We start from the raw sequence: 20,688 nt of genomic DNA, 5'->3' as shown, positions 1-20,688 counted from the left end.
AAAAAATGAATCACGAATATACTTGTCCTTATTTCACTTTTTCCACTCGCGGCACTACTATTCATTACGAATTGTATGAACATGACAACAAAACGGAACGTCCTACTTTCGTACTCGTTCACGGCTTTTTATCTTCCTCATTCAGTTACCGCCGCCTCATTCCTTTATTATCGAAAGCAGGAACAGTACTAGCTCTTGATTTGCCACCGTTCGGAAAAAGTGATAAGTCTCATCTCTTTAAGTATTCTTATCATAATTTAGCAACGGTTATTATCGATTTAATTGAACATTTATCTCTCTCAAATATTGTGTTAGTTGGGCATTCTATGGGTGGACAAATTTCTCTCTATGTAAACCGTATACGCCCTGAATTAATTTCAAAGACAATTTTACTATGCAGCTCTAGCTATTTAGCACGCGCAACCTTACCTTTACTGTACTCTTCTTATTTACCGTTCTTTCATTTATACGTAAAGAACTGGATTATACGGCGCGGCATTGTTCATAACCTAATGAATGTCGTTCATGATCACTCATTAATTGACGATGAAATGAAGGAAGGTTACTCCGCTCCTTTTTATGACAACCGTATATTCCCTGCTTTAACTCGTATGATAAGAGACCGTGAAGGTGATTTATCTTCAACTGAATTACAAAAAATTGAAACACCTACACTACTCATTTGGGGTGAAAAAGATCGTGTCGTCCCTGTACATGTAGGTCATCGGCTACACAAAGATTTACCAAATTCGAAATTTATTTCTTACGAAAACACAGGACATTTACTACCTGAAGAAAAGCCTGAACTTGTTTATGAAGAAATTATCGCTTTTTCTGCGCAATAATGTAAAGTGAAACTTTAATCAGTGGGGGGGCTTCATCCTCCACTGATTATTAGTTGAACCAATCGGGCATTTACGGGCAGTGGATCTCCCCCCAACTTCTTTGCTCTACCCGAATTTTGAGGTGGGAGTTTTACTGCCCGTTAATGCGGGGCAAAAGGCTGTCGGAAATTCCGACAGCCTACAATGAACAACTTCCGCCTTCTTTTATTACAAGTAATTCCACAGCTAACTTCTCACATTTTCCAAGCGCAGGTACTTCCTCAAAAGACATAAAGTATATATGTTGAATCTTTTTTGCGATGTATTTTGGATCGTCGAACACACTTACGACGTTCACAACATCGCTCGCTTCTGTTTCATAAAATTCCGGTCCCATTTGAAACGGATCCCAATTCTTCACAACCTCTATCATCTTTTCATATGTACCCATTCGCTTCCCGCCTTTTCACTTTTTAATGCTTTTCTTTATCCTATCACATCAGCTATTCTATAAGAAGAGAGAGAACTTTCATAACTTAACGGTTTACAGAAGAAGGGGGCAAACTTATGCAACTATTTCATAAAACAGTCAATCGACGTGGAACTCATAGTACGAAATGGGATACGTATAAAAACGAAGAACTTCTCCATGCTTGGATTGCTGATATGGATTTTGAAGTACCACAACCAATTCAGACTGCTTTAAAGAAACGTATCGAGCATCCTATTTTCGGCTATACACTTCCTCCCGAAAATATTGGAGATATTATTTGTAACTGGACAAAAAAACAGTACAACTGGGATATTCAAAAAGATTGGATTGTCTTTAGCGCGGGAATCGTTCCAGCTCTTAGTGCGAGCATACAGGCCTTCACAAAGGAAAACGAATCCGTTCTCGTACAACCACCTATTTATCCCCCATTTTTCGAAATGGTCACAACAAACAATAGACAATTATGTGTGAGTCCATTACAGAAACAAAATGATACATATGCGATAGACTTCGATTATTTAGAAAAGCAATTTCAACAAGGCGTCAAACTCATGCTTCTTTGTAGTCCTCACAATCCAATCGGGCGTGTTTGGTCAAAAGAGGAGCTCACACAACTTGGTATGTTATGTACAAAATATAATGTAATCGTTGTGGCGGATGAAATTCATGCCGATATTATTTACGGAGATCGTACTCATACACCATTTGCTTCTTTATCTGAAGAATTAGCAGCGCGCACGATTACTTGTATGGCTCCGAGTAAAACATTTAATATCGCTGGATTACAGGCATCGATTATTATCATTCCAAACGAAAAACTCCGTCAAACCTTTATATCTATCCAATATAGACAAGGTTTCCACGGATTAAATACATTTGCCTATACAGCGATGCAAAGTGCCTATACAGAATGTAACGATTGGCTAAATGAAATTCGATTATATATAGAAGATAACGCTCAATTCGCTTGTGAATATATTAAAAATCACATACCCGCTCTTTCTGTAACGAAACCAGAAGGTAGCTTTTTATTATGGATTGATTGCTCTCGCCTACAGCTTTCTCAAAACGAACGCACCACATTGCTTGAGGAAAAAGGGAAAATCATCGTTGAACCTGGTGAGAAATATGGATTAGGCGGCGAAGAACATATTCGAATTAACATCGGCTGTCCAAGATCTGTTTTAGAAGAAATTTTAAATAGAATGCGCCATACGTTTTCAGAATAAGAAAGGAGGTAATTCGGGAAAACCTCCTTTATCAATATCTTTTCAAATACGTTTCACAAAAAAAAGCTACCATGCACGGTAGCTTTTACTTTTTCTTCATATCCGACGCTTTTTTTACAATGACACCACAAGCAATTCGATCACCGGATTTACCTGTCGGTTGTGTCATACCATCATCAGCGTTTTCTGTAATAATAATAGACGCTCCATCTTTTCTATGAATCGTCGTTTTTCCTTCTTCAAGCGTTATGTGCGGCGCATCGATTTCTGCTTTAATCTTTCCAGAACCGTCTGCAATTACGTTCGGTAAATCACCGTTTTCTGCACCCTTCGGATTAAGAAGTCCATGCTTTTTATTATCAGGATTAAAATGATTACCAGATGATTCAAAACGTGGTGCTTTACACTCACCAATTTCGTGTACATGCAGTCCGTGCGCGCCTGGTGCGAAACCTTCCCCTTTAATCGTAATTTTCACTCCGCTTGTTTGCTGCACTACTTTCGCAGTCCCCACCTCATCGCCTGAAGCATTATGTAATTTCACGTCAATTTCTTTCGGCTTTCCTTGGTCACAACCTGCCATCAGAAATAATAAACAACAACTTAAAAAAAGCCGTTTTTTCATTCTATTCCCTCCAAAATATATTCTGCCCTTAGATTGTCCGAGCATAGAGGGAAACATACAAAAATGAGTTACCGTTTCTTTTCCGCTAAAAGTTTTTCTTCAACTTTCTGTAATCGCTCCGCTTCACGTTTTGATACACGAATGAACATACGCCACGTAGCAACAGCACCAATGATAAATAGAACGCAAACAATCCCTGGAATAATATATTCTGTTTTATCTTCCGGAAAATATAAAGGCATCATACGGAACACTCCTTATTATAGGATTCAAAAAACATCAGAATTTTCTGTTATATAATATAAAATTATAGTGGAACCTAGCCATATTCTCAAGGGGGCATTCCGAAAGCGAATGATTTCTTTGACTCCTTCGCACACTTTCCTTACTATAAACTTGAGGTGAAAAATATGAGAGAAACATTTGAAATTGGTGAAATCGTTACTGGTATTTATAAAACTGGCAAATACATCGGCGAAGTTACAAATAGCCGTCCTGGCAGTTACGTCGTAAAAGTGTTAGCTGTTTTAAAACATCCGGTGCAAGGTGACTTACATAACGTAAAACAAGCTGACGTACCATTTTTCCATGAAAGACGTGCTTTAGCTTTCCGTGAACAGACGAATATTCCGGAGCAAATGGTGAAGAAATATGAAGGAGAAATTCCAGAGTATAAAGAGTCACTCAAATTAGCATTAGAAACTCAAATGAATTCATTTTCTGAAGATGATTCACCCTTTGCGGTTCGTAGTCTAGAAACATTAGAGCAGTTAAAAAGAGACTACAAGCTTTAAAAAAACAAAACGACCAAATTACATACTGTGCAATTTGGTCGTTACTGTGTACTCACTTTCTTTAACACTTTTGAAAAATCAACGAGTTCTCCTAACGTTGGAGGTGCTGGTTTCACTAAATACTCTTTATCTTTTTCTACTAATTTAAAAATATTATACGTCGTCATCGCATCATCTAGCGCACAATGATGCTTACCCGTCCCTGCTTTTCCATATGCCTCAATTGCTTTCCACAATCCTGTTTGATTTCTCTCCCCAAAAAACTTCTTATACTCAAGTGATAAATCACGACACTGTCCTAAGAACGGAAAGTCTACTCTTGCCATTTCACAATTATGCTTCAACACTTTCATATCCATATTTCCCCACGTAACAATGGTTGGTTTACATCTCCTTTCATATTCTGCAAGTTTTTCAACGAGTTCTGGAAACGAAATTCCTTTATCTACGACTTCTTGTTTAATTCCTAAAAATTTCTTACATCGATCCGTTAAAGAAGGAAAAGTTTTCGGCCTAACATGAGCTGAATACGTGTCTTCTACCTTACAGCCAACAACCGAAACGAGTCCTACTTCAATGATTTCCGGGAAAAATCCTTTTGGTTTTTTTCTGTGCTGGGGCATCGTAAACTCAAAATCCAAAAATAAAAATTGTTGTTCATCCATACGATCCCTTCCTTATCATCTTTGTCATTCCTTTCTATTTGACACTCCTACACGAACAAGCTCGAATGCTAATTCCATTTTAAATATTCAGATTGGATGTATCTTATATATATGTCAAATACCCGCAAATATTTTTAAAAATAAGAAAAAGTAACAGTTGCAGAAAATATAACAAAATAAGCCCTTTCATTTACATTCGACATTTTTCTAATTTATAATGACGTTATGTGTGTTTCATCTAGTTAATTTTTGACACACTAAGAAAAGTGAATGAAAGGAGATGAGAGTTTTGCACGAAACAACGCAAGAGCTCGCAAACTGGCAGTATTATTTTGCTATCGCAGTCTTTTTAATTACATATGCCATTATTATTTCTGAAAAAATTAATCGCGCTGTCATCGCACTTCTTGGTGCAGCACTCATGGTAATTATGGGGGTCGTTGATTTACACAACGCCTTTACGAAACATATTGAATGGGGGACGATTACACTACTCATCGGTATGATGATTTTGGTGAACATTACGAGTAAATCGGGTGTCTTCCAATACGTTGCCATTAAAGCAGCAAAAGGGGCGCAAGGAAATCCAATTAAAATTTTAATTTCACTTTCCTTACTTACTGCGCTTGGTTCCGCATTTTTAGATAACGTTACAACTGTACTTCTTGTTGTTCCAGTTACTTTATCTATTACGCGCATACTGCAAGTAAATCCTGTTCCTTATTTACTTTCTGAAATTATTTTTTCAAACATCGGGGGAACAGCAACATTAATTGGTGATCCACCTAACATTATGATCGGTTCTGCAAATAAGCATTTAGATTTCAATGCTTTCTTATTCAACTTAGCACCTATCGTAATCATTATTATTGCTGTTACAGCGACAATACTTTACTTCATGTACCGTAAACAATTAATTGCTGATCCTGTACAAGTTAAAAAATTAATGAGTCTAGATGAAAAGCAATACATTAAAGATCCAGTATTAATGAAAAAATCTTTAACAGTACTTGGACTTACAATCGTAGGTTTCATGACTCATTCTATCTTCCATGTTGATGCAGCTATCATTGCCTTAACTGGTGCTACTGTACTTATGCTAATCGGTGTGAAAGAACATGAAATTGAAGAAGTATTCGCAAGTGTAGAGTGGGTAACAATCTTCTTCTTCGCAGGACTATTCGTACTCGTTGGAGGACTTATCGATATCGGGCTTATCAAAACCTTAGCTCAAAAAGTAATTGGAATAACGGGCGGAGATATTTCTCAAGCATCTATCCTTATTTTATGGGTATCTGGTATCGCCTCGGCAACAATTGATAACATTCCATTCGTTGCAACAATGATTCCGCTTATTAACGATATGGCAGTTGGGCTAGGTTTATCACCTTCTGACGCACAAATCGACGTATTATGGTGGGCATTAGCATTAGGTGCTTGTCTAGGTGGAAACGGAACATTAATCGGAGCTTCTGCTAACGTAATCGTTGCAGGTATCGCAAGTCGTGAGGGCCATAAATTTAGCTACATGGAATTCCTTAAAGTCGGCTTCCCAATTATGATCGTTTCATTAATCATTTCTCATATTTATATTTATTTACGCTACCTTATGTAGTAAAAAAGGGCTGTCACATGTGACAGCCCTTTTTCTTGTTCAATACAATTATATGAATGATTTTTCAAATATCCCTACTCGTTATATCTTACCGGCTCATTCCGAATGATAAATAAGTGAATCGGCAAGAAAACCGAAAATGTGATGGTATGAATAATTGTAAATAATATAGAATTCGTTCCGTACTTGTCTAAAATAGCGTAGATGAGATAAATAGACAGTACAATCGATACAGCTGTTGCTAATAAATATAGAATTGGTACGAAGTTAAAAATGAAACACGCGACATATATGCCGAATACTTTCCATCCTGCTTCTTCTTTTAAGAAATCCGGTAATTTGTCTTTTGCTAAATCACCCCATATCTTACTATTTAAAAAAGGAATAAACGCAAGAGCACCATCCGTTGCACCATCATTTTTCGCCATCGTATACAGTGCAAAAGCCGTTAATAAATACGCAATAATTGCCCAAATCAATACAACAAGAATAAACGCAAAACTAAGAGCAAAGAAACCTGCTAGTACGCCTTGATCTTCCATCTTATCCTCTCCTCTCTACTCTCAACATATTTCATTCCATTGCAAGTTATGTTTTAAAATTTATCCAAACTCTCTGTATAATAATAGGAGCGAGATAATAAGAGAGGAGAACGCACTTATGCATCGATTTGTACAAGCATTACAAGAGCATTTCACAGCCCATAAAAATCTTGAAAAAGCAGAACCGATGGCACGTTATATGAAAAATCACTTCCCATTTCTCGGTATTCAAACACCTGAAAGAAGACAACTATTGAAAGACGTCATCCAAATACATACTCTCCCAGATCAAAAAGATTTCCAAGTTATCGTACGTGAGCTTTGGGATTTACCAGAACGTGAATTTCAAGCGGCCGCACTCGATATTATGCAAAAATATAAAAAGCATATAAACGAAACTCATATCCCGTTTTTAGAAGAACTCATTGTAACAAAATCTTGGTGGGATTCTGTTGATAGCATCGTCCCTACATTTTTAGGGAATATCTTTTTAAAACATCCGGAATTAATTTCTGCCTATATTCCAAAATGGATTGCATCAGACAACATATGGTTACAACGCGCCGCTATTTTATTCCAGCTAAAATATAAACAAAAGATGGACGAAGAACTTCTTTTCTGGATTATTGGACAACTACATTCTTCAAAAGAATTTTTCATTCAAAAAGCGATTGGCTGGGTCCTTCGCGAGTATGCAAAAACGAAGCCCGATGTCGTTTGGGAATACGTGCAAAATAACGAGCTTGCTCCCCTTAGTAAACGTGAAGCAATTAAGCACATTAAACAAAATTTCGGAATAAATAACGAAAAAATAGGCGAGACTCTATCATAGATAGACGCGCTCTTCTATTGAGATTTAAAAAAGAACGTGTTAGAATATGTTCATTATTATTAATATAAGTAGCGATGACGGACTTATAAGTACTTGCACAAAAAGCGATTCAGGGATAGTGAAAGCCTGAAGCCGCAAGGAAACGGCAGTCTCGAGCAATACGTGATAAAGTGGATGCACCTGTTGTGTATCAACTAGGGTGGAACCGCGGGCAAACGCTCGTCCCTAGGCAATTAAGCCTTGGGATGAGCGTTTTTTTATGTTTTCAAAGCATATACCGCTCGTTTCACTAGTATCTGAGCACGTCATCGCCAATACGTTAACTTTCAAAAGGAGGATTTTATTATGTATTCAATGGAACAAGTTGTAAACTTAGCGAAACATCGCGGTTTTGTTTTCCCTGGTTCTGAAATTTACGGTGGTCTTGCAAACACTTGGGATTACGGTCCACTTGGAATCGAATTAAAAAATAACGTTAAAAAAGCTTGGTGGAAAAAATTCATTCAAGAATCTCCATACAACGTTGGTTTAGACGCAGCTATTTTAATGAACCCAAAAACTTGGATTGCTTCTGGTCACGTTGGTAACTTCAACGATCCAATGATCGACTGTAAAAAATGTAAAGCGCGTCACCGTGCTGACAAATTAATTGAAGATGCATTAGATGCAAAAGGCATCGAAATGGTTGTTGATGGTCTTACTTTCGACCAAATGGCTGATTTAATGAAAGAACATGAAGTAAAATGTCCTGATTGTGGTAGCCAAGAATTCACTGAAATCCGTCAGTTCAACTTAATGTTCAAAACATTCCAAGGTGTTACAGAGTCTAGCACGAACGAAATCTTCCTTCGTCCTGAAACAGCACAAGGTATTTTCGTAAACTTCAAAAACGTACAACGCTCTATGCGTAAAAAACTTCCATTTGGTATTGGCCAAATTGGTAAGAGCTTCCGTAACGAAATCACGCCTGGTAACTTCACATTCCGTACACGTGAATTCGAACAAATGGAACTTGAATTCTTCTGTAAGCCTGGTGAAGATTTAGAGTGGTTCGCATTCTGGCGTGAAACTTGTAAGAATTGGTTACTTTCACTTGGTATGACTGAAGAAAGCATGCGTCTTCGTGACCACGGTGAAGAGGAATTATCTCACTACAGTAACGCAACAACTGATATTGAATTCAGATTCCCATTCGGTTGGGGCGAGCTTTGGGGCGTAGCATCTCGTACAGACTTCGATTTAAAACGTCACATGGAACACTCTAATGAAGACTTTAACTATATCGATCCACAAACGAATGAGCGTTACGTACCGTACTGCATCGAGCCATCTTTAGGTGCTGACCGTGTAACATTAGCATTCTTATGTGATGCATATGAAGAAGAGCAATTAGAAAACGATTCTCGTACAGTTCTTCGTTTCCACCCTGCTTTAGCACCATACAAAGCAGCTATCTTACCATTATCTAAAAAGCTATCTGAAGGTGCTACTGAAGTATTCGCAGAATTAGCTAAAGACTTCATGGTAGACTTTGACGAAACTGGTTCTATCGGTAAACGTTACCGTCGTCAAGACGAAATCGGTACACCATTCTGTATCACTTACGACTTCGACTCAGTTGAAGACAAAGCTGTTACAGTACGTGACCGTGACACAATGGAACAAGTTCGTATGCCAATTAGCGAGCTAAAAGGCTTCTTAGAGAAGAAAATCCAGTTCTAATTATAAAAAAGAGGCGCTCTATTGAGCCGCCTCTTTTTACTTTTCACGTTTTTCTTTAATTGCTACTGTACATCTTGATATACATAGTAAATCATCATTCTCATCAATAATACGTACATCCCAAACCATCGTTGAATGTCCTCTATGTATCGGTGTCCCGATCGCTGTTACAATCCCATCTTTCTTTGAGCGAATGTGATTTGCATTAATTTCTAGACCGAAACAAATACATTTCTCTTGATCAATTAAATTGTACGAACCGACACTTGCTACTGTTTCTGCTAATGCAAGAGATGCACCACCGTGTAAAAAACCAAATGGCTGATGCGTACGCTCATCAACAGGCATCGTAGCAACCACCTTATCTTCTGTCATCTCTAACAACTCAATTCCAAGTGAATCCATTAAAGTTTTTCCCATATCGTTTCCTCCTTCTCTTACTTTAATTGAATGTATAATTTTACCTATTTATTTTCAAACTACTTATAACACTTATATAAGGAGGTTTCACCTAAATGAAACAGAAATTTTGTATATTACTGCTTATGTTCTCCTTGCTGACTATTGTACCAAATTGTGCACTAGCAGCCAAAGCATCCAACCTGACAATCGATGTTCAGACTGTAACACAAAAAGGTAAGAAACCTTATATAGAATATCAAATTAACAGACCTTCCTTTCACAATTTTTCCGATTCTAAATTTCAAAATAAGCTCAATTTCTATTACAAAAAATCTACTGACAAATTTAAAACTAAATTAGAAAAAGACGCAAAAAAATATTATAAAGAAACGGAAGGATCTAGCACACCTTTTCATCCGTACGTGGCGAATGTTGATTATAAAGTTTCCTTAAATAAACCACCCTTACTCAGCCTATATTTGAATTACTATCAATATACAGGCGGAGCACACGGTCTTTATACGTGGAAGGCAAACACATTTGATTTAAATGAAAAAAAGTTACTACGCTTAGATGATTTATTTCAACAAGAAGATAAATATAAAGAAGTAATCCGCGCTGAGATCGTAAGACAAATTAAACAAAATGAAGGCATTTATTTTCCCGATGCAACTGAAAAGGTCATGAGCACGAAAAAGTTTCACTTCTTTTTAGAACCGGACAATCTCGTCATTTATTTCCCTTTATATGAGATTGCTCCTTATTCAAGCGGAATTCCTCAATTTCGTATTCCGTATACGTTGCTAAGAGATTATTTGAAGCCTTCTTATCAAAATATTTTGATTGACAACAAGTAAATATTTTCGCTACGATAATGTTAACCTAAAAACAACAGGAGGTTAACATTATGAGAAGATTTCATGTTTTAGATTTAGCATTAGCTGCCATGTTCGTCGCTCTTATGGCCATTGGTGCAAATATTGTATCTTGGGCACCATTCCTGCAAGTGGCGGGCATCCCATTATCTATGCAACCATTTTTCGCAATTTTAGCAGGGCTTCTTCTTGGAAGTAGACTTGGCGCATTATCAATGACTGTGTATATGCTCGTTGGCTTAGCTGGTGCACCAATCTTCGCTAACTTCAAAGCTGGATTTGGAGCACTTTTAGATCCTACTGGTGGTTTTATTATTGCATTTATTATCGTTGCTTACGTATCCGGAAAACTAGTAGAACAAAAAGAACGACCAACATTCAGTACATTTGCAATTGCCTCTTTCACAGGAATCATTTTAACGTATATTATCGGTACTACTTATATGTACGGGGCAGTCAATTTCTTCATGGGTGGTAATATGAGTTATAAAGCGGCTTGGATGATTATGATATGGTTCGCAATAAAAGATATTGTATTTACAATTATCGGTGCTATTATCGCACCTCGCATATACTATGCTGTACGTCGTTCCGCTTATCAGCATTCTCATTCGACGATTTCATAATAAAAAAGAGTTATCTTACTATGTTAAGATAACTCTTTTTATTTTTCGACAATATACGACACATATTAGAAATGATTTTTGTTATGCTAATTCAGCAAATTAGATATTCTGCACATCTAATTAGAACAATATTTTGGAGGAAAATCAGTGAATCTATCAAAAAATACACTTATTAAAGTAAGTGTCGGAGTACTATCTTTATTTTTCATACTAGGTATGAGTATCAGTTACAAATTATATGGAAATAGTGAGTTAGGAATGTCATATACCTTTGGAAACGGCCTAGCATTTTTCTTTTTAATTCTTACTATAGTTAGTTTATGCGCGGCTTTAATCTTTATTGTTATTGGGTTAATTAAGAAAGTACGAAAATTACCAGCAAAAAAACCGTTAGTAACATCTATAATACTATTTCTTACAACAGTTATATCCGTCATCGTTCTTCTCTTTACGATAACAAAAGTAACAAATATGGAAGAGGAGTATCAAGCTCTTCAAGCCCAAAAGAAAAAAGAAGCTAATTACTTAGTTGCAGCAGCATCTTTTTATAATAATATAAACACCTTTAAATATACAGCATCTTACGTATTATCCGAGTATTCAACTACATGGTCAAGTGCAATAGATAAAAGACAGGACTTCAATAATGCACTAAGTTCTAAGAGAACAGAAATTGACGGAATGATTACAACCGTTGATACGTTTTATAGCAATATGGGAAATGATTTAAAGTTAGTCTCTGAAGCTGCAAAAGAACAGCCTAATAAGTATAAAGAAACCTATGAAGAATATAAAAAAATATACGGGATTATCACTGCGCTTAACGAACAAGCCCAATCTCCAAGTGGCAGCTTAATTTCATTTAATCAAAACGTTAATGCATTGATTCAGGAATATAAAAAAGCAGCTGGAAATATTAATATCGCTATTACTGATGAGATTAAATCTAAAGCTGATGAGCTAAAGCCTACTGATCAAAAGTAAAGACACTCTCAAGAGAGTGTCTTTTTTTCTCAAAAAAATCCCCTTTAGATCAAGCAGTAAATACGTTCCTTTACGGCTCATCCAACAGGGGATTATATCACTATATTAAGACTGTTGCTTCGTGTGTTCTTCTAAAATTTTCTGCATCATTGGAACCATTTCATCACGTAATTCTGGGTGTTGCAGGGCCATTTCGATTGTCGTTTGAACGAATCCTAACTTTTCACCTACGTCGTAGCGCTTTCCTTCGAAATCGTAAGCGAATACACGTTGAATTTCGTTTAAGTTTTGGATTGCATCAGTTAACTGAATTTCACCACCAGCACCAACATGTTGCTGTTCTAAGAACATGAAGATTTCAGGTGTTAAAACGTAACGTCCCATAATTGCTAAGTTTGAAGGTGCTGTACCTGCTGCTGGTTTCTCAACGAAATTGCGAACTTGGTAACGACGTCCTTCCTGCTCTAATGGGTCGATAATTCCATAACGGTGTGTTTCATCTTCTGGAACCGTTTGTACACCAATAACAGAAGAAAGCGTTTTATCATATTCTTCAATTAATTGACGTAAACATGGTTTTTCAGCTTGAACAATATCATCACCTAATAAAACAGCGAATGGCTCATCACCGATGAATTTACGTGCACACCAAACTGCATGTCCTAATCCTTTTGGTTCTTTTTGGCGGATATAGTGAATATCTACCATTTTTGAAGAAGCCTGTACTTTTTCAAGTAACTCATACTTTTTCTTTTCTAATAAGTTTTGCTCTAACTCAAATGCATTATCAAAATGATCTTCAATAGAGCGCTTCGTTTTACCAGTAACGATAATAATATCTTCGATTCCTGATTTTATTGCTTCTTCTACAATGTATTGGATAGTTGGTTTATCTACTATCGGTAACATTTCTTTTGGCATTGCTTTTGTAGCTGGTAAAAAACGTGTTCCTAATCCAGCTGCTGGGATTATCGCTTTTCTTACTCTTTTCATCACAAAATACCCTCTCTTCTGTCAGAATCAATAACGATCATTTCCTTACATAGAACAAAAGGGAGGTTTCACTCCCTTTTGTTCCTTACTACTTAAAATTACTTTATATTATAAACGATTCATAATATCTTCTTTAATAGTAAGTAACTTTTGTTCACTATTTTGTAAAGAATTGTCTTGAACACCGAAGTAGAACTTAATCTTCGGTTCAGTTCCAGATGGGCGTAGGCAGAACCAAGACCCATCTTCTAATTGATATTTTAACACATTTGATTTCGGTAAGTGAATCTCTTCTTTATGTCCATCTTGTAAAGATGTAACGATGCTCGCTTTATAGTCTTCAACAGCGACAACTGTTAAGCCCGCTACTTCTTTCGGAGGATTTTCACGGAATGTTGCCATCATCTCTTGAATTTGTTCCGCTCCATCTTTTCCTTTTAACGTTAGCGATACAAGATCTTCACGGAAGAAACCGTACTTCGCAAATACTTCTAATAGACCATCGTATAACGTTTTACCTTGTGATTTGTAGTATGCAGCTACTTCACATGCAAATAGAACAGATTGGACTGCATCTTTATCACGACAGAATGGACGGATTAAATAACCATAGCTTTCCTCATAACCGAATTGGAATTCGTATTGTCCGCTTTCTTCATACTGTTTAATTTTCTCACCGATAAATTTAAATCCAGTTAATGTATCAACTGTATCTAAACCGTATGCTTTCGCGATTGTACGGCCAATTTCAGACGTTACAATTGTTTTTAATACAACACCGTTCTCTGGAAGTTTTCCGTTTTCTTTCTTTTGAGATAATAAGTAATCAAGCATTAATGCACCTGTTTGGTTACCAGTTAATACTTGGAACTCACCATCGTGATTACGAACTGCAACGCCTAGGCGGTCTGCGTCAGGATCCGTTGCGATTAACACATCTGCGCCTACCTTCTCACCGTCACGAATTGCATACTCAAACGCTGCATGCTCTTCTGGGTTCGGTGATTTTACTGTAGAGAAGTTCGGATCTGGTAACTCTTGCTCTTTTACAACTGTTACATCTGTAAATCCAACTTCTTCCAAACCACGGCGCACAGAAATATTTGATGTTCCGTGTAATGGTGTAAAGACGATTTTTAAGTCTTTTCCAACATTTTGTACCATTTCTTTATTAATAATGACATTGTTCAATTCTGTTGCATATGCATCATCTACTTCTTGTCCAATAATATGTAATAAACCGTCAGCTTTTAATTGCTCCACATTAGCAACCTCAACTGTTAACTCATCCTCTACTGCATTTACATAGCTAATTAACTCATCAGCTTCTTTTGGAGGCAACTGCCCACCATCTTCACCATATACTTTATAACCGTTATATTCCGGCGGATTATGGCTTGCCGTAAGAACGATTCCACTTACTGTATGTAAATGACGAACTGCGAAAGAAAGCACTGGCGTTGGACGTAAGCTTTCAAAAACATATGTTGTGATACCGTGCGCACCAAGTGTAGCAGCTACTTCCATTGCAAATTCAGGTGATTTATGACGAGAATCGTACGCTACAACAACACCGCGTTTTTTCGCTTCTTCACCTAATTTTTCAATAAACTTCGCTAATCCTTGTGTTGCTTTACGAACTGTATATACGTTCAAACGGTTCGTACCAGCACCAAGTTCACCACGCATACCACCTGTGCCGAATTCTAGATTTTTATAAAAGCTATCCTCAATTTTCTTCTCATCTTGCTTCATGTTTTCTAACTGTTCTTTTAGTTCTGCGTCTAACTCTGCATAGGAAAGCCAGCGACTAAATTCTTGTTTCCAGTTCATATTTCTATCTCCTCTCGCTTGTCATACCTTTATTATATGAAAAAAACAACCTGTATCTCAATATTTTTTACAATCTAACAGGATTTTACTAGGAATATTTGTATACACTATGGTTAAATACTCCACTAAAGGGAATGAGGATTATGCAAGAATGGGGCTTGTCAGAAGAGCTCAAAATACAAACAAAGCAAATGATTGAAATTGCTGAGAAAGAATTATCAATTATGAGACAAGCAATTGATAAAGAAGATGAATGTATTTTGTGCAAAATGGAAGATATTCATCATATGTTAGCAAACGTACAAACATTGGCAGCTACATACTATATTCAAGCGTATTTATCACCTTATACGGAAAGCTCGCAGTTCATCACAACAGCTGTCCAGCATTTAAGCGCCCGAAAACATGGTGCTCTTATTGTTGTGGAACGAAACGAGACACTTGAATCTTGCATTCAAACCGGAACAACATTAAACGCCCATTTAACCGCACCTTTACTTGAATCCATTTTTTATCCAGGTAACCCTCTTCATGACGGAGCCGTTCTCGTTAAAAATAATCATATCGTCTCAGCTGCCAATATTCTTCCGTTAACGAAAAGTACAGAAGTTGATCCTGAGCTAGGAACACGTCACAGAGCTGCAATTGGCTTATCAGAAAAAAGCGATGCACTTATTTTAATTGTCTCTGAAGAAACAGGTCGCACTTCATTCGCTTTAAATGGGACGTTATATACGATTTCTTTATAGGATCCATCATTTCCTATAGAACAGTACAATAGGAAATGAAATTATATCGACTTACCGAAAAAAATGACAACAATCATACCAATAAAAAAGGCTGTTCCAAAATATTGGAACAGCCTTCTCTTATGGATCTTACTCTTCTCCGAAACGTTCAACAAGTGTTGCAAGTGTACGTACCATTGCACCTGTTGCCCCGGCCGGCCCTAAATCATGCGCTCCTGACGTTTCAGATGTTCCAGCGATGTCTAAGTGTACCCAAGGTGTATCTTCAGCAAATTCACCTAAGAATGTACCTGCCATAACCGCATGTCCTTCGCGGCCTGGTGAGTTATTTAAATCAGCAAACTTACTGTTTCTCACACGTTCTTTATCACGATCAAAAATCGGTAATTGCCAAATTGATTCATCTGTTTCCATAGACGCCTCTAGCACTTGCTCAAACAACTCTTCATTGTTTGTCATTGCGCCTGTCGTATGATTTCCAAGTGCAACAATTACACCACCTGTTAATGTCGCAACATCAATAAGATAGTTTGCACCTAGTTTTCTCGCATACGTAATACCGTCAGCTAACGCTAGGCGACCTTCTGCATCTGTATTTAATACTTCAATTGTTTTTCCGCTCATAGATGTAATTACATCGTCTGGCTTAAATGCTGTACCACTTACAACGTTATCCGTTGATGGAATAACAGCGATCACATTTTGCTCTGGGCGAAGTTCACCGATAATTTCCATCGCACCTAATACAGCAGCTGCACCGCCCATATCACCTTTCATACCGACCATGCCTTCACGTGGTTTTAAAGAATAACCGCCTGTATCGTATGTGATTCCTTTTCCAACGAATCCAATGACATCTGTCCACTCTTCTTTTCCTTTATAAATAAGAGCGATCATTTTTGGTGGCTCAGTAGATCCTTGGTTTACTGCAAGTAACGCACCCATACCAAGCTCTTCCATCTCTTCTTTCTCAAGAACTTTATAATCCATATCATACTTTTCCGCTAACTCAACAGCATACTCAGCAAGCTTTGTTGCTGTTAATACGTTTGGCGGCATATTTACAAGTGTACGAGCTGAATTTGTTGCACGTCCATGTACGTAGCCAACTGTTAATGCAGCTTCAATTTCTTGTGCATCTTCCGCTGTAATAGCCGTGAGCTTCTCTAGTTCCACACGATCCTTTTTATCTGATTTATACGTTTGTAACTCATATGTACCAAGACCTTGTACTTCTGCTGCAATATGAGCTACATCAATCGCATCTAATTTCTCTGTTACGAAAGAATCAAGCAAGATTGCTGCATCTTGTACTTTTGCTGCTTGTAACGTTTTAAACGCCTTACCAAGAGCAGCACGCAACGTTTCTGTCGTGTAAGACTCTTTCTTACCTAAACCAACGAAATAATAACGTTTCACATTTGTTTTTCCTAAACTATGTACTTTTGAAATAGCTTTCTTCTTCGTAGAAAGTTCTTTCTCTTCTAATAAAACTTGTAGTTGTCCTTCAAACGCTTTGTCCAGTTCTTGTACAAAACTACTCGTTTTTTCTTCTTCAAATAAGGCAACGATTACCGCTTCATGACCTGCTAATTCTTTTTGTACTTGAAACATGTTCAGACCCCCTAAATTTCTCTACTCTACCTTTATTATAACTTTATTTTCGATAAAATGCGACAATTCTAACTTCTACTATATCCTATATAATCCATACTTCTTCTATTTATAAAATAAAAAAGTCTAGCGTAATTACCACTAGACTATCTTTGTTTTAAATATTGACCACGAAACACTTGCATCGTTTCGTCTTGATTTAACATCGTTAACTCTTCTTCTGAAAACTTACCATTTCCGACTTTCACTACATACACATTTACTTTTTTCTTACCCCATTGGCTATAAACATCTTTCACCGTATCATAATACAGATCAAGACGGTTTCCTTTTATTGCACCGCCCTTATCAGCTACTACACCGTACCCATAACCTGGTACGAATAGAATCGTTCCAATTGGGAATACGCGTAAGTCCGCAGCGATTGTGGAATATAAATCCCTTTTCACCTTAACTCCTGAATATGTAATACCATACTCCGGATGTCCTGGTCTCTTACCAGTTGATTCAATTCCCGACGTATAACCTGTTGCAGTCATTTCAATTGAACGATATTTAGACCAGTCGTTTGCCTGCTCTAAAGCATTTATCACTTCTTTACTCGGAGCAACATTTCTCTTAACTTCTGCTGCATGTACTTCTTTTGCACTCGTTCCCTCATATTTCTTTACAATCTCTAATAAAGAAACTCCTGTGAAAGCATTCCATGTTACGCATAATGCGGATACAAGTAAACAAGTCATCATAATGCGAATACAATATCGTTTTAACATTTTTATATTCCACACTCCTTCATCGTTAATCATTCCCTATACGATGAAGGAATATGCAAAAAAATAATCCCCAAATGAATTGGAGATTAAAACATTTGATATCCGCTTTTCCGAAGTTTCTTAATTACAATTCCGGCTAAAGCAGCACCTACTAATCCAGTAGATAGAATAAACACATCTGCCTGCCCTAAATGCGATACACTTGTCCCAAATGAAGAGAATGTTTCTTTCGGCTTTGAAAAATAATCCCACATACTCGCCTTATTAATAATAAGTATACAAACAATCGGATACACAATAACCATTACCCATGTCGCTCGCAATATCATGTTGAGTAAAAATCCAATTCCAAAAAACAAAATAAAAAATAACATCATTGAAATAAGTAGTACCGGTATACTCACTCTTTCTCCCTCTCCTTCGCATGCGCCGTAAATACATGATAGGCTGTATAACCAAATTGCTCTCCTGGATCTAATGTTTTGTTCATCTCAAGATGTAGTTCTGATCTTCCTTCAAACAAATATTTGATAAGTAGAGACGTATTTGGATCGTCCGCAATCGTATCTGGATGTAAAAATGCTACTTCAGACAATTCCTTCTCCTGTACAATAATGTTTTCTCCTTCAGGCTCCAAAAGGAAAATAATCATATTATCACTAATCTCATTGCGAATCACGCCCGATCGAACACCGATGATCCCCTTCACATGAGCGACGATACCTGTCTCTTCCAACACTTCACGTTTCACAGCTTCATCAACCGTCTCACCTTCATTTACAAAACCAGCCGGCAAAGACCATTTTCCCTTTAATCCACTGTATTTTTTCTTAACGAACAGCCACCTGCCATCTTTTGTAGCTACTAAGCCACCAACAGCTAGCCATACTTTCCCTCGCTTCTCCATGATGTAATACCCTCCTCTACTAGAACGGACAGAATATTCTTTCTTTTTATATATTATACTATATTTTTAAAATGAAAAAAGCAGAAACAGCTCTTAGCCGTTTCTGCTTTTTCTATTATATATTAAAAGAACTTTAATTTACCTTTTTTAAGAACTAATAAAGGTCCACCTAATAAGAATAGGTAACGGTTATCGATAACTTTCTTCATGAAGGAAGCTTTCCAACCTGTTAACTTTTTGCCCATAACAACGCCCATTGCATCGTCATGACCTAAAGAACATACAGATCCTTTATTGTCGAATGCGAATTTTTTCATTTCGCCTTTACCACGAACTAACACAGTTAAGTTATGTGCAATGTTGTAACCTTCTTGAATTGCGATTTGTGCCGTTGGTGGGTATGGACGATTAATTTCTTCGTTAATGATTAACGCTGCGTCACCAACCATGAATACATCTTCGTATCCTGGAGCGTGCATGTACTCATCAACTTTTACACGTCCGCGCATTGCTTCAAAGCCAGACTCTTCTACAATACCGTTACCACGAACACCTGCAGCCCAAACTACTGTTTCAGACTTAATTAATTCAGTATCATCGCCGTTTGCAACGATAATACCTTCTTCAGTTGCTTCTTTAATTGCTGTACCGATGCGGAATTCTACACCTTTTTTCTCAAGTTGTTTTACAGCGTATTCTACTAATGCTGGATCGAAACCTGGAAGTGCTGTTGGAGCAGCTTCTACACAGATAATACGTGCTTTTTCACGTGGTACATTGTACTCTTTGCAAAGTTCAGGAACACGGTTTGCAAGCTCACCTACGTACTCGATACCAGTAAATCCAGCACCACCAACAACGATTGTTACTAACTCATCGCGTTGTTCAGTTGCATATTTAGCGAAACTAGCTTCCATATGCTCACGAATTTCACGAGTTGCATTAATGTTAGCGATTGAGAATGCATGCTCTTTTAACCCTGTAATTCCGAATGTTTCTGATTCGAACCCAAGACCGATTACTAAGTAGTCATACTCTAACTCGCCGTCTTTTAAGATAATGCGTTTTTCAGCAGCTTTAATTTCTACTACTGTATCTTGTACAAAGTTCACTTTATTTGTATCAATAACGTCTTGAATATCTAGACAGATTTTTTCATCTTGTAATGTACCAGCTGCGCTCTCGTGTAACCAAGTCGCTTGGTAGTGATAGCTGTTGTTGTTTACTAACGTAATTTCAGCTTCATTTACAGATAATGCTTTTTGCAGACGAACAGTCGTAATCATCCCGCCATAACCTGCACCTAAAACTACGATTTTTGGAGTCTTCACCAAATCACAACCCTTTTCTTTATATAATAGTAATGAAAAATAATACCAAGTACTAAAAACTCTATTTGTCAAGAATGTGGAATTTATCACATTCTATATCATAACAAAACGCAGTCAAAAAATCGTACGAATTTTGTCATAGAAATTTAACATAATACTTCCCTATATTAGTCGGTTTTATTCCAGAATTCAAGCGTCTGGCGAATTATCAATATTTTAAAATAACATAGCGTTTTCAAGGGTTTTTTAGCCTTTTTTTC

General features: G+C 37.1%; 23 protein-coding genes. 10 read left to right on the top strand and 13 right to left on the bottom strand.

Annotated elements, in window-relative coordinates:
* Window positions 1-5 precede the first annotated feature (5 nt).
* The gene (locus ACUN0F_RS08330; protein ID WP_001015207.1) at window positions 6-845 is read left to right on the top strand and encodes an alpha/beta fold hydrolase; all 840 of its coding nucleotides are present in this window, start codon (window positions 6-8) and stop codon (window positions 843-845) included.
* 178 nt (window positions 846-1,023) lie between these two features.
* Here ACUN0F_RS08330 and ACUN0F_RS08325 read toward each other — a convergent pair whose 3' ends face one another.
* Window positions 1,024-1,275, bottom strand: a complete 252-nt coding sequence (locus ACUN0F_RS08325) for a YugE family protein (protein ID WP_000537643.1) — start codon at window positions 1,273-1,275, stop codon at window positions 1,024-1,026.
* A gap of 116 nt (window positions 1,276-1,391) precedes the next feature.
* Here ACUN0F_RS08325 and ACUN0F_RS08320 point away from each other — a divergent pair, with 116 nt between their 5' ends.
* Window positions 1,392-2,546, top strand: coding sequence for a MalY/PatB family protein (locus ACUN0F_RS08320; RefSeq protein WP_445539357.1), 1,155 nt, complete (start codon window positions 1,392-1,394; stop codon window positions 2,544-2,546).
* A gap of 85 nt (window positions 2,547-2,631) precedes the next feature.
* Here ACUN0F_RS08320 and sodC read toward each other — a convergent pair whose 3' ends face one another.
* Entirely contained in the window at window positions 2,632-3,171 is a 540-nt protein-coding gene (gene sodC / locus ACUN0F_RS08315; protein ID WP_000746533.1) for a superoxide dismutase [Cu-Zn], read from the bottom strand.
* A 68-nt stretch (window positions 3,172-3,239) separates the two neighbouring features.
* Window positions 3,240-3,416, bottom strand: a complete 177-nt coding sequence (locus ACUN0F_RS08310; RefSeq protein ID WP_000982764.1) for a hypothetical protein — start codon at window positions 3,414-3,416, stop codon at window positions 3,240-3,242.
* A gap of 165 nt (window positions 3,417-3,581) precedes the next feature.
* On the opposite strand from ACUN0F_RS08310, the gene ACUN0F_RS08305 reads away from it, so the two are divergent.
* On the top strand, window positions 3,582-3,965 hold the full coding sequence (locus ACUN0F_RS08305; RefSeq protein WP_445539356.1) for a kinase-associated lipoprotein B: 384 nt from the start codon (window positions 3,582-3,584) through the stop codon (window positions 3,963-3,965).
* 41 nt (window positions 3,966-4,006) lie between these two features.
* Here ACUN0F_RS08305 and kapD read toward each other — a convergent pair whose 3' ends face one another.
* Window positions 4,007-4,630: a 3'-5' exonuclease KapD gene (kapD, locus tag ACUN0F_RS08300; protein WP_000344317.1), complete on the bottom strand. Its 624-nt coding sequence runs from the start codon at window positions 4,628-4,630 to the stop codon at window positions 4,007-4,009.
* 289 nt (window positions 4,631-4,919) lie between these two features.
* On the opposite strand from kapD, the gene ACUN0F_RS08295 reads away from it, so the two are divergent.
* Window positions 4,920-6,245, top strand: coding sequence for an ArsB/NhaD family transporter (locus tag ACUN0F_RS08295; RefSeq protein WP_000545213.1), 1,326 nt, complete (start codon window positions 4,920-4,922; stop codon window positions 6,243-6,245).
* Window positions 6,246-6,319: 74 nt separating this feature from the next.
* Here ACUN0F_RS08295 and ACUN0F_RS08290 read toward each other — a convergent pair whose 3' ends face one another.
* A complete protein-coding gene (locus ACUN0F_RS08290) occupies window positions 6,320-6,787 on the bottom strand; it encodes a hypothetical protein (RefSeq protein ID WP_445539355.1) in 468 nt (155 codons plus the stop codon).
* 118 nt (window positions 6,788-6,905) lie between these two features.
* Here ACUN0F_RS08290 and ACUN0F_RS08285 point away from each other — a divergent pair, with 118 nt between their 5' ends.
* Together ACUN0F_RS08285 and ACUN0F_RS08280 are read left to right on the top strand one after the other, a co-directional pair.
* Window positions 6,906-7,619, top strand: a complete 714-nt coding sequence (locus ACUN0F_RS08285; RefSeq protein WP_000554569.1) for a DNA alkylation repair protein — start codon at window positions 6,906-6,908, stop codon at window positions 7,617-7,619.
* Window positions 7,620-7,964: 345 nt separating this feature from the next.
* Window positions 7,965-9,341, top strand: coding sequence for a glycine--tRNA ligase (locus tag ACUN0F_RS08280; RefSeq protein WP_000287156.1), 1,377 nt, complete (start codon window positions 7,965-7,967; stop codon window positions 9,339-9,341).
* A 36-nt stretch (window positions 9,342-9,377) separates the two neighbouring features.
* On the opposite strand, the gene ACUN0F_RS08275 is transcribed toward ACUN0F_RS08280, so the two are convergent.
* The gene (locus tag ACUN0F_RS08275) at window positions 9,378-9,761 is read right to left on the bottom strand and encodes a hotdog fold thioesterase (protein ID WP_000520763.1); all 384 of its coding nucleotides are present in this window, start codon (window positions 9,759-9,761) and stop codon (window positions 9,378-9,380) included.
* Between the two features lie 95 nt (window positions 9,762-9,856).
* Here ACUN0F_RS08275 and ACUN0F_RS08270 point away from each other — a divergent pair, with 95 nt between their 5' ends.
* The 3 genes from ACUN0F_RS08270 (at window position 9,857) to ACUN0F_RS08260 (ending at window position 12,228) form a co-directional block, all read left to right on the top strand.
* Window positions 9,857-10,600 carry a DUF3298 and DUF4163 domain-containing protein gene (locus ACUN0F_RS08270; protein WP_000810341.1) on the top strand — a complete coding sequence of 248 codons (744 nt, stop codon included), beginning with the start codon at window positions 9,857-9,859 and terminating at the stop codon, window positions 10,598-10,600.
* Between the two features lie 50 nt (window positions 10,601-10,650).
* Window positions 10,651-11,244 carry a biotin transporter BioY gene (locus ACUN0F_RS08265; protein WP_445539354.1) on the top strand — a complete coding sequence of 198 codons (594 nt, stop codon included), beginning with the start codon at window positions 10,651-10,653 and terminating at the stop codon, window positions 11,242-11,244.
* A gap of 147 nt (window positions 11,245-11,391) precedes the next feature.
* Window positions 11,392-12,228 carry a hypothetical protein gene (locus tag ACUN0F_RS08260; protein ID WP_445539353.1) on the top strand — a complete coding sequence of 279 codons (837 nt, stop codon included), beginning with the start codon at window positions 11,392-11,394 and terminating at the stop codon, window positions 12,226-12,228.
* A gap of 105 nt (window positions 12,229-12,333) precedes the next feature.
* Here ACUN0F_RS08260 and galU read toward each other — a convergent pair whose 3' ends face one another.
* Window positions 12,334-13,221 (bottom strand): UTP--glucose-1-phosphate uridylyltransferase GalU, encoded by an 888-nt coding sequence (gene galU, locus ACUN0F_RS08255; protein WP_000832650.1) that lies wholly within the window; start codon window positions 13,219-13,221, stop codon window positions 12,334-12,336.
* A 108-nt stretch (window positions 13,222-13,329) separates the two neighbouring features.
* Window positions 13,330-15,054 (bottom strand): phospho-sugar mutase, encoded by a 1,725-nt coding sequence (locus ACUN0F_RS08250; protein ID WP_445539352.1) that lies wholly within the window; start codon window positions 15,052-15,054, stop codon window positions 13,330-13,332.
* 143 nt (window positions 15,055-15,197) lie between these two features.
* Here ACUN0F_RS08250 and cdaS point away from each other — a divergent pair, with 143 nt between their 5' ends.
* The gene (cdaS, locus tag ACUN0F_RS08245; protein ID WP_001158739.1) at window positions 15,198-15,803 is read left to right on the top strand and encodes a sporulation-specific diadenylate cyclase CdaS; all 606 of its coding nucleotides are present in this window, start codon (window positions 15,198-15,200) and stop codon (window positions 15,801-15,803) included.
* A gap of 129 nt (window positions 15,804-15,932) precedes the next feature.
* Here cdaS and pepA read toward each other — a convergent pair whose 3' ends face one another.
* The 5 genes from pepA to ACUN0F_RS08220 form a co-directional block, all read right to left on the bottom strand.
* Complete coding sequence (gene pepA / locus ACUN0F_RS08240; protein WP_445539351.1) at window positions 15,933-17,417, bottom strand: cytosol aminopeptidase; 1,485 nt, start codon at window positions 17,415-17,417, stop codon at window positions 15,933-15,935.
* Between the two features lie 146 nt (window positions 17,418-17,563).
* The gene (locus ACUN0F_RS08235) at window positions 17,564-18,190 is read right to left on the bottom strand and encodes a 3D domain-containing protein (RefSeq protein ID WP_000920109.1); all 627 of its coding nucleotides are present in this window, start codon (window positions 18,188-18,190) and stop codon (window positions 17,564-17,566) included.
* A gap of 86 nt (window positions 18,191-18,276) precedes the next feature.
* Window positions 18,277-18,594, bottom strand: a complete 318-nt coding sequence (locus ACUN0F_RS08230) for a YuiB family protein (protein WP_046953595.1) — start codon at window positions 18,592-18,594, stop codon at window positions 18,277-18,279.
* Window positions 18,591-19,097, bottom strand: coding sequence for an NUDIX hydrolase (locus ACUN0F_RS08225; RefSeq protein WP_000415296.1), 507 nt, complete (start codon window positions 19,095-19,097; stop codon window positions 18,591-18,593). Before ACUN0F_RS08225 ends, ACUN0F_RS08230 begins: the two co-directional genes overlap by 4 nt.
* Before the next feature lie 122 nt (window positions 19,098-19,219).
* On the bottom strand, window positions 19,220-20,428 hold the full coding sequence (locus ACUN0F_RS08220) for an NAD(P)/FAD-dependent oxidoreductase (protein ID WP_000856607.1): 1,209 nt from the start codon (window positions 20,426-20,428) through the stop codon (window positions 19,220-19,222).
* Window positions 20,429-20,688 lie beyond the last annotated feature (260 nt).

Source organism: Bacillus sp. 1A (assembly GCF_052682215.1).
Note: the sequence above shows the minus strand (reverse complement) of the source record. Positions and strands in the feature narration are given on the sequence as shown.

What these genes read in the sequence shown, in the direction of transcription:
- ACUN0F_RS08330 (WP_001015207.1), top strand. Translation starts at nt 6, where the DNA reads ATGAATCACGAATATACTTGTCCTTATTTCACTTTTTCCACTCGCGGC.
- ACUN0F_RS08325 (WP_000537643.1), bottom strand. Translation starts at nt 1,275, where the DNA reads ATGGGTACATATGAAAAGATGATAGAGGTTGTGAAGAATTGGGATCCG.
- ACUN0F_RS08320 (WP_445539357.1), top strand. Translation starts at nt 1,392, where the DNA reads ATGCAACTATTTCATAAAACAGTCAATCGACGTGGAACTCATAGTACG.
- sodC (WP_000746533.1), bottom strand. Translation starts at nt 3,171, where the DNA reads ATGAAAAAACGGCTTTTTTTAAGTTGTTGTTTATTATTTCTGATGGCA.
- ACUN0F_RS08310 (WP_000982764.1), bottom strand. Translation starts at nt 3,416, where the DNA reads ATGATGCCTTTATATTTTCCGGAAGATAAAACAGAATATATTATTCCA.
- ACUN0F_RS08305 (WP_445539356.1), top strand. Translation starts at nt 3,582, where the DNA reads ATGAGAGAAACATTTGAAATTGGTGAAATCGTTACTGGTATTTATAAA.
- kapD (WP_000344317.1), bottom strand. Translation starts at nt 4,630, where the DNA reads ATGGATGAACAACAATTTTTATTTTTGGATTTTGAGTTTACGATGCCC.
- ACUN0F_RS08290 (WP_445539355.1), bottom strand. Translation starts at nt 6,787, where the DNA reads ATGGAAGATCAAGGCGTACTAGCAGGTTTCTTTGCTCTTAGTTTTGCG.
- ACUN0F_RS08285 (WP_000554569.1), top strand. Translation starts at nt 6,906, where the DNA reads ATGCATCGATTTGTACAAGCATTACAAGAGCATTTCACAGCCCATAAA.
- ACUN0F_RS08280 (WP_000287156.1), top strand. Translation starts at nt 7,965, where the DNA reads ATGTATTCAATGGAACAAGTTGTAAACTTAGCGAAACATCGCGGTTTT.
- ACUN0F_RS08275 (WP_000520763.1), bottom strand. Translation starts at nt 9,761, where the DNA reads ATGGGAAAAACTTTAATGGATTCACTTGGAATTGAGTTGTTAGAGATG.
- ACUN0F_RS08270 (WP_000810341.1), top strand. Translation starts at nt 9,857, where the DNA reads ATGAAACAGAAATTTTGTATATTACTGCTTATGTTCTCCTTGCTGACT.
- ACUN0F_RS08265 (WP_445539354.1), top strand. Translation starts at nt 10,651, where the DNA reads ATGAGAAGATTTCATGTTTTAGATTTAGCATTAGCTGCCATGTTCGTC.
- galU (WP_000832650.1), bottom strand. Translation starts at nt 13,221, where the DNA reads ATGAAAAGAGTAAGAAAAGCGATAATCCCAGCAGCTGGATTAGGAACA.
- ACUN0F_RS08250 (WP_445539352.1), bottom strand. Translation starts at nt 15,054, where the DNA reads ATGAACTGGAAACAAGAATTTAGTCGCTGGCTTTCCTATGCAGAGTTA.
- cdaS (WP_001158739.1), top strand. Translation starts at nt 15,198, where the DNA reads ATGCAAGAATGGGGCTTGTCAGAAGAGCTCAAAATACAAACAAAGCAA.
- pepA (WP_445539351.1), bottom strand. Translation starts at nt 17,417, where the DNA reads ATGTTTCAAGTACAAAAAGAATTAGCAGGTCATGAAGCGGTAATCGTT.
- ACUN0F_RS08235 (WP_000920109.1), bottom strand. Translation starts at nt 18,190, where the DNA reads ATGTTAAAACGATATTGTATTCGCATTATGATGACTTGTTTACTTGTA.
- ACUN0F_RS08225 (WP_000415296.1), bottom strand. Translation starts at nt 19,097, where the DNA reads ATGGAGAAGCGAGGGAAAGTATGGCTAGCTGTTGGTGGCTTAGTAGCT.